At 53.2% G+C, this 7,188-nt stretch carries 5 protein-coding genes; 1 reads left to right on the top strand and 4 read right to left on the bottom strand.

Annotated features, from left to right (window positions below; translation table 11 throughout):
* Positions 1 to 6: 6 nt before the first annotated feature.
* The 4 genes from ACFFJP_RS07855 to ACFFJP_RS07870 form a co-directional block, all read right to left on the bottom strand.
* Complete coding sequence (locus ACFFJP_RS07855) at positions 7 to 969, bottom strand: alpha/beta fold hydrolase (protein ID WP_377242161.1); 963 nt, start codon at positions 967 to 969, stop codon at positions 7 to 9.
* A complete protein-coding gene (locus ACFFJP_RS07860) occupies positions 957 to 1,766 on the bottom strand; it encodes an alpha/beta hydrolase family protein (RefSeq protein WP_377242163.1) in 810 nt (269 codons plus the stop codon). Before ACFFJP_RS07860 ends, ACFFJP_RS07855 begins: the two co-directional genes overlap by 13 nt.
* Positions 1,767 to 1,769: 3 nt before the next feature.
* Positions 1,770 to 2,750, bottom strand: coding sequence for a GNAT family N-acetyltransferase (locus ACFFJP_RS07865; protein WP_377242165.1), 981 nt, complete (start codon positions 2,748 to 2,750; stop codon positions 1,770 to 1,772).
* Between the two features lie 100 nt (positions 2,751 to 2,850).
* Entirely contained in the window at positions 2,851 to 3,927 is a 1,077-nt protein-coding gene (locus tag ACFFJP_RS07870) for a sugar-transfer associated ATP-grasp domain-containing protein (protein ID WP_377242167.1), read from the bottom strand.
* A gap of 221 nt (positions 3,928 to 4,148) precedes the next feature.
* Here ACFFJP_RS07870 and ACFFJP_RS07875 point away from each other — a divergent pair, with 221 nt between their 5' ends.
* Complete coding sequence (locus tag ACFFJP_RS07875; RefSeq protein WP_377242169.1) at positions 4,149 to 7,112, top strand: InlB B-repeat-containing protein; 2,964 nt, start codon at positions 4,149 to 4,151, stop codon at positions 7,110 to 7,112.
* Positions 7,113 to 7,188: the final 76 nt, after the last annotated feature.

Genomic DNA, 7,188 nt, shown 5'->3' on the forward strand with positions numbered 1-7,188 from the left:
AGCAATTTACGCTGAAATCGCTGTTTTATCTTTAAGCACCATAGCCTTGGCTGTTGTTCCCAAAAAACCTGCAGTTTGCAATTGCAATTGCATGAAATGTTCGGGATCCGTCACTGTGTGATTTGCGCCGACAATGTCGATAAGCTGCGTTTGCTTGGCAATGCAGCGATATCTTGGCATTTGCAATAGTTGGCGGCATTCTGCTGCTGTTAGGTCGGCACCACTGAGGATCAGTTGCACCGGCGCTTTAATCTGCATCCAGTGCCGCAACGCCTGTGGTATCGCTGTGTCGGTCGTGAGCTCGGTTAGAGTGTGTGTGCCGGCAGCAGCCGAGAGTTGTGTCGTTGGTGCATGTCTATCAGCAGTTCTGAACTTTGCCGCAGCCGGTCGAATCAGCTGCAGGAAACTGGCAATGCTTGCGCCGGCCTGCCACTGGCCGCGGAGTAGTTTTTGCCAGAATTCACCTGAGACTAATCGCCGCAGATAATAGAACTTCAGCATAGTGCGCGCATGGTTTTCTGTGGTTCGGCACCAGGGGTTCAGCAGGATCAACGCTTGTGGTTGCAACCATGGGCTCGCCAACAGCGCCGCTGTTGCGCCGTCACATAAACCAAATAACACTATGGGTCTTACCTTGCCGAAATAACGCTCAAGTTGGGCTGGCAGTTCGGTCAGATACCGGGCGTGGTCAACGAAAGTGCCTGGCTCGCCATCGGCATCACCAAATCCGGGAAAATCAAAGCGTAAACTGGCGAAGCCTGCTTGTTGCCAGTGCTGCGCCAATTGCTGTTGCATCCGATGACTGCCAGCACGGGTCTGGGCGCCACCATTGACCATCAGCACTAATAGTTCTGAAGCAGCCGGCTGATAAATACCGAGACTTTGCTGGCCGCCAAAGTTTAGTTGCAGCACCTTTGCAGCGTCGGCTGCCAGATCAGACTGCACACTGGCAGCGTTTAGCGGGTCCATTCGGCGGCTCCGGTTAAAAATGTCAGGCTGGCTGATATCAATTCGCCGCTATCTGTTGGCTCCTGACTCAGCCAGTAGGGGGTTGCCCGAATAGTTTGCAGCTGTAAGCTCGGATGCGCCTGCTGTATTTTTTTTGCCGCAGCACCAATCTCGCCGGTTAATGAGCTTTCCAGCCACAAAACAGCAGTGGAACTGGTCGGTAAATGAGACTGCAATGCTTGAATTTCTGTGCGCAGCTGCAGCGGAACGGCATAGCCAGCGACGTCAAGGGTATGCTCCGATGCTGCCACGGTAACTGTGCCGAGCAGCTGTTGGCGTTGCAATTGTTGCCAGAAACGGTCGGTTTGCAGTTGTGGTTGCCATAACAGGATCTGACTAATCTTCAGTTGTGCCTGTAATGCTGGCAGCCAATCCAGCAGCAGTGCCGCGCCAAATCGGCAGCCGAGCAGCTGGACCTGTGAGTACTGTTGCAGCTCAGGTAAAAACTGCAGCAGATCTGCACGCCATTGCTGTAAAGAAATCTGACTGAACTGACCTGCACTGTCACCGGTACCAGCAAAATCAGGTAAAAAAGTGTCGATGCCAAAGCCTGCCAGCTGACGGGCCAGTTTTGCCAATAAACGCCGGCAGCAATTCATTTCTTCAGCAAACGGCGGCAGGATCAGCAGGGCGGTATGACCGGGGCCCGGCGTTGTATGCCATTGCGTCAACAACCAGCGGTTATCGATAAAACGTCCGTTCAGTATGGCTTGTGGCGCGGTAACATCCGGTTTTTGTGGCATATCAGGCAGCTGCATTAGTCAGTTTCCATGCTGGCGGGTTCTGCCCAGAGCGGCGCCACGTCGCCACAATAGTCGCAGGCCGGCTTTCAGTCGGAGCAGCGTAAATTGCAGGAGCGCCGCCGGCTGGTGCAGCCGGAACGCCTGCAGTTGATAGAGCGGTGTTTTTGTGTCCATCCACTGCGCTTTGTATTGATCGTCGCCGGTCAGGAAGTCAATCGTATGGACCTGATCGACTTCAATCACATGGTCTAATAAAGCCGCAGTTAACACTGTCCCTGGCGAATAATGATCAAAACTCTGATCCTGCGCCAATTTGTAGATCGCCGCGACGCCAGCTGCGACCAGCCAGCATTGGGCGGCGATCGGGCGCCCATGTAGCCAAAGCACTCCCAGACGTAGGCTCTGGTGTTGGGATGTTTGGTCCAGCAACGCATTGATGAAATCTGTATTTGGCTCTGCCGGTTTCCAACTGTGTTGATAAACCTGCCAGTAGGCAGCCACCAGTTCAGGCGTCGCCTGTTGACTGATGTCAATACGGGCGCCTTCTGCAGTCAATTTTTGTCGTTTACGCCGGATGGTATTGCGCAGCTGTGACGGTCTCTGTTGCCAGTAGTTCTCCGTCCTCGCGGTCCAGTTGTCACTGCAGTGACTGAAATAAAAGCCCCAGCCTGGTACCGTCAGTTGTTGTAATTGTTGCTGCTGCGTTGTTGTCAGCGGTTGCAGTTGTAGCCGCTGAACAGCTGAGTGGGTCTGGGTAACTGCTGCAAAAAACTGTTGCCAGTCAGCGGGATGAGTTGGAGCAAGTGGCCCCAGCGCTGGAGAATAATAGTTAGACAGGCTATTGATCTGCTTTTTATCGTTACTGCAGTACAGCGCCAGTTGCCACGACGCTGAGATTTCCGCAGTTTGGCCGGACCGCAACGTCATACATTGTGTATCGCTAAGCCCCATAAAACGCGCAAGATGCTGATACCAGGGGTTCGGCTGAAACCAGGGCATTGCTGATTTGCTCTCCTGCAATGCCAGTGACGGCGACCGGTCATTCAAGAGGCTATTCTGAACTGGCAAATGCTGTTCTACTTTCGAGGGCAGCGTCACATCAGTGTCCGGCATAAGCCTGTTTCAGTTTTTGGTCAATGCGCTTTAACGGCACATCCATCCTGGTACAACCAATTTGATCTGGCCGCACATTCAATTCAATCATTTGCGGACCTTCTGGCGCGATGGCGACGTCCACACCTGCGACCCGCACATGCGGAAATGCTTGCAGCGCTTTGCCGGCAATCGCCTGACACTCTGCCCAGAACGGTATTTGTACGCCGCTGACCTGTGCGCCGGTATCCGGGTGTTGTGCCAGCTGGCTCCATGGTTCACGGGAGTAAGCAGCATATTTTAAGTTGCCGGTCTGAATATCAATCGGGCAATACAAGCCACCGCTACTCGTGTTATCGACCAGGCTACCTTTTTGACCGACGCGTAAAAAAGCACCGGCTATTTCGGTTTTACCCGGCAGTTGATAAACCCAAATGCGCAGGGTATTGACGGAATTGGGATGCAAAGCTTCGACAACTGGATGTTGTTTTAAATAACGCTCAATGATGTAGCCGTCTGGATTTTGTTGTGCCTGTTGCCACCAGCTGTCAATACTGACCTGCACGCCGGTAAATGGGTGCTCAAACACCACCTCATCCGTTTGCTGTACCACTGCAAAAGCAGAAAATCCGGCACCACCAAAACCTTCCACCAGCTTTAAGCAAATTTTTTGGCCAACCAGACCGGCACACAGTTGTTTCAGTTGCACCAATGTTCGCAGCGGGGCGCCATCGGCACAGACACCGGCTTGCGGATGCAGATAAGCAATAAATTCCGGAGTTGGCACGGCCAATAGCTGCAAAACCGCTTTTTCTACGACTTTGTGTTGTGAGGATTTCTGATATGGCCGGGCGTTCCAGCGGTCAATAAAATCGTTATATTCTGTGTTGTTAACATGCAACCACTTATCTCTGAACGGCAGATCCGGCCGCCAGAACTTTCCTTGAATGTAATAACCGGGGCCAATGCGACGAAACAAAAACAATGCTGTCATTTCCGCGAGTTGTCGCCATTTTGGCAGTTGCACAATCTGCAGATTGTCCAGTTGTTGCCAACAGCGTCGAATATCTTTCCATGCTTGCATAAAGGATCCAGAGAGCAGATTTAATACGTAAGCCAGCTTTTGCAGCCATAGTACGTGAGGTGATACAGCGCACGAGATTAATGCGTTTTCCAAAGCCTGTAAAGCTGTGGTCTGAACAGGCGGTCGCGCTGTCCGCCCGACGTCACGCTGTGGCATACTACTGCACAGAAAGACGAATCGGCGGATATTCTGTGCGGTTGCGGACAAAAACGGGGCTTCTGATGAAAAAATTATGGTTATTGCTGCTGGTCACCGGATTAATTGGTTGTGGCAGCGGTGGCGGTGACAGTTCAGCACCTGCGCCCACGCCGGTCGTGACCAGTAAAATTGTCCAGGTCACGGTAAACGGCACCGGACAGGTCAAACTCAGCGATGGTCAAGTATGCCAGCAAAGCTGCAACCTGACGGTCAACAATAGCAATATTGAATTGACGCCGGTTGCAGCCGAAGCCTCACAGTTCGACAGTTGGCAACAGGACTGTTCGGGAACAGGGAGTTGCCGGCTTGATCTGACTACATTGAGTACTGCCAAAGTGGTCGCCAGTTTTGTCCCGCGGCACGTGTCTTTGCGCCTGACGTCGCAGCCGGGCGGCAGTATTGATTATACCGCCGGTACCCAGGCCGGCAGTTGCACGAACGCCTGCAGTATTACGGCCCCATACGGTGCCACTGTGGTGCTGCAGGCTAAAGCCAGCACCTACAGCGATTTTACTGGCTGGCAGAATATCTGCAGCGCTACCGCAACGTCACCACGCTGTGAATTTGTCGCGAAGGAAGAGACGAATATCGTGGCAATATTTGCCACGCAACAGGTTGAGCTGAGAATTCTGGTCAGTGGTCCCGGCGAGGTCAGCAGTGCGGCGCTCAGTACGCCGTGTCGCACCGACTGCACATATAAAGTCAATGCCGGTACTCAGGTTGAACTAAAAGCATCAGCTGATGCGGGTCAGCGTTTCAGTGGTTTTAGTGAACCTTGTGTCGCTACAACACCCTGCACTGTGACTATGGATACTAAGCGCACTGTGACTGCGGGTTTTGTCGCCGACGAACCGCCGGCAGATGGCAATTTCATTATTCTGACGAATCCAACCGACCAGAAGTTAACAAATTATCCGCTGCAGTTTGCCAGACCGTTTGTCGCAGGGGAAATCGCCCAGGCGCCACAATTAAAATTGGCCGAGCAACTGTTGCCGACTCAGGCCGACATCAAACAACGGTATCCGGATGGCAGTGTACGTCATGCCATTATTTCTGTGTTGATCCCTGAGATCGCAGCAAATTCAACCCTCAGACTACAGCTGGTGAACCAAGCGGTCAGCACCAATCAAACGGGCTTGAGCCAGGCGCAAATGTTGGCTGATGCATTTGATTTTGATGCCCAAATCAAAGCCGTATTTGCCGACAACCAGACGCAACAACGCTCCGCACGTGAGTTGCTGAGTAAAGGAAAATTCAGTTACTGGGTACAGGGGCCGATTGCGACAACTGTGTTGATCGCCGATCACAGTGAAGAACGGACTGGCGATTTTGGTGCTGACGCGCACAGGTCCGTCAGGCCGCTGTTTTATGCCACATTTTGGCCGGCGCTGAACAAAGTACAGGTTCGGTTTGTCGGTGAGGTCAGTAATACACAGGCTCTACAAGACCAAAGTTATGATCTGACGCTGCTTGGTGGCGCCAAAGCACCGCAGGTCCTGTATCAGCAAACAGAGTTACCGCATCTGGCCATGACGCGCTGGACTCGTCAGTTCTGGCTCGGCGCACAAGTACCTGTGGTGTCGCTGAATCACCAGTTAGGTTATCTCAGTAAAACCCGCTTGCTGCCGAATTTTGACTTAAAACGCAAAGTGCCGGAAACCACAATGGCGACGCAGTTCAGTAACTGGCAAAAAGCAGCGAAGGATTTGTACAACATCGGCTTCTGGCAAAAAGCAATGCCGGCAGCAGGCGGCCGGCAGGATCTGGGCCTGTATCCAAGCTGGACAGTGCGTTGGCTGTACACCGGCGACTGGCGGATGGCGGAAATTGCACTGCGTCAGGCTGAGCTGAGTGGCGCCTGGCCAATCCATTTGCGTGAAGGTGGCAGCGGGCGCACCTTTGACGAAGCGCGGCAGGTATCGGGACTTGGCCGGATCTTGTCAATTAACCCCGGTGGCCGTCCGACTTTGTGGTTTAAATCTGATCGGCTGACCTGGCCAGAAACAGCTGCGGCTGATCGCATTCAAGCAGTATCTCCACTGGCATCAAACAGCTGGGTGCCGGATGTCGCACACCATCCGGATTTGGCATCGGCGCAATATTTACTAAGTGGTGATTATTATTTCCTCGAACAAAGCTGGTTTTCGGCGGCTTATACCACGATGAATAACAATGCCGGTGCTGCTGGCTCGACACTTGGCCGAGGTCCGACCGGCAGTGAAGGGGCATTGTATTCCGGTGAAGCTCGGGCGCAAGGCTGGGCCTTACGTAGCCGGGTGCATGCGGCCTCGATATCCCCCGACAATTCGCCAGAACGGGCATATCTGGAATTGTTGACAGTCAAAGCGCTGGAGATCTGGGAAGGCTTGTACGATGTGGCGAATCCTGCCGCCAAGTATCCGGAACTTCGTAGCTTTGCCCGCAGTAAAATTGGTCCCAAAGAATTCCCCTATGCAGCGGGAGCGCCGTCACCACTTGGGCAGTGGGGGCATAGCGACCAGAAAGCGACCAATTTCAGTGACGGGTATTATGATTACAGCAAAGCGGCCGGCGGTGCTTCACCCTGGATGGCGCATCTGGTCATTCTGGCGCTCGGCAGAGCAGAAGAGCTGGGTTATCCGGCAGGGCCAATGAAAGGTTTTGTCGGTCGTATGCTAACGGGGCCAGCGACAACTGAGGGTTTTCCACTGGAACTGCTGTCTGCATATCGTCAGCCATCGATCCGCCAGCCAGACGGACTCTGGTTTACGAACTGGCTGCAGGTCCAGGATGCTTATCTGACGACTTATCGGGCGGAGGAAATCGCTCGCTATGCCACTGGGGCCACTATAGATGCTGAGTTTGGCTATAACGCTATTGTGCTCGCAACCTCTGCATATCTGACCGATTTGCCGGGCGGCCCCGAAGTACAGAAGTTTTATTCCGAGCGCTGGGGCAACCTGGTTGAACTCGACAGATCACCGAAATGGGCCTTAAAACCACGTTAACCAGACTGGTTGACAGGCGAAGAGGTCAGTGGGTTAATAGTAACTAATTCAATCGGCTGATGTTTCTAGATGGATA

Origin of the sequence: Rheinheimera tilapiae, assembly GCF_042432165.1 — a bacterium.
Lineage (GTDB): Bacteria > Pseudomonadota > Gammaproteobacteria > Enterobacterales > Alteromonadaceae > Pararheinheimera > Pararheinheimera tilapiae.

Bases quoted from the DNA above. Each gene is read 5' to 3' on its own strand.
- ACFFJP_RS07855 (WP_377242161.1), bottom strand. From the start codon at position 969: ATGGACCCGCTAAACGCTGCCAGTGTGCAGTCTGATCTGGCAGCCGAC.
- ACFFJP_RS07860 (WP_377242163.1), bottom strand. From the start codon at position 1,766: ATGCAGCTGCCTGATATGCCACAAAAACCGGATGTTACCGCGCCACAA.
- ACFFJP_RS07865 (WP_377242165.1), bottom strand. From the start codon at position 2,750: ATGCCCTGGTTTCAGCCGAACCCCTGGTATCAGCATCTTGCGCGTTTT.
- ACFFJP_RS07870 (WP_377242167.1), bottom strand. From the start codon at position 3,927: ATGCAAGCATGGAAAGATATTCGACGCTGTTGGCAACAACTGGACAAT.
- ACFFJP_RS07875 (WP_377242169.1), top strand. From the start codon at position 4,149: ATGAAAAAATTATGGTTATTGCTGCTGGTCACCGGATTAATTGGTTGT.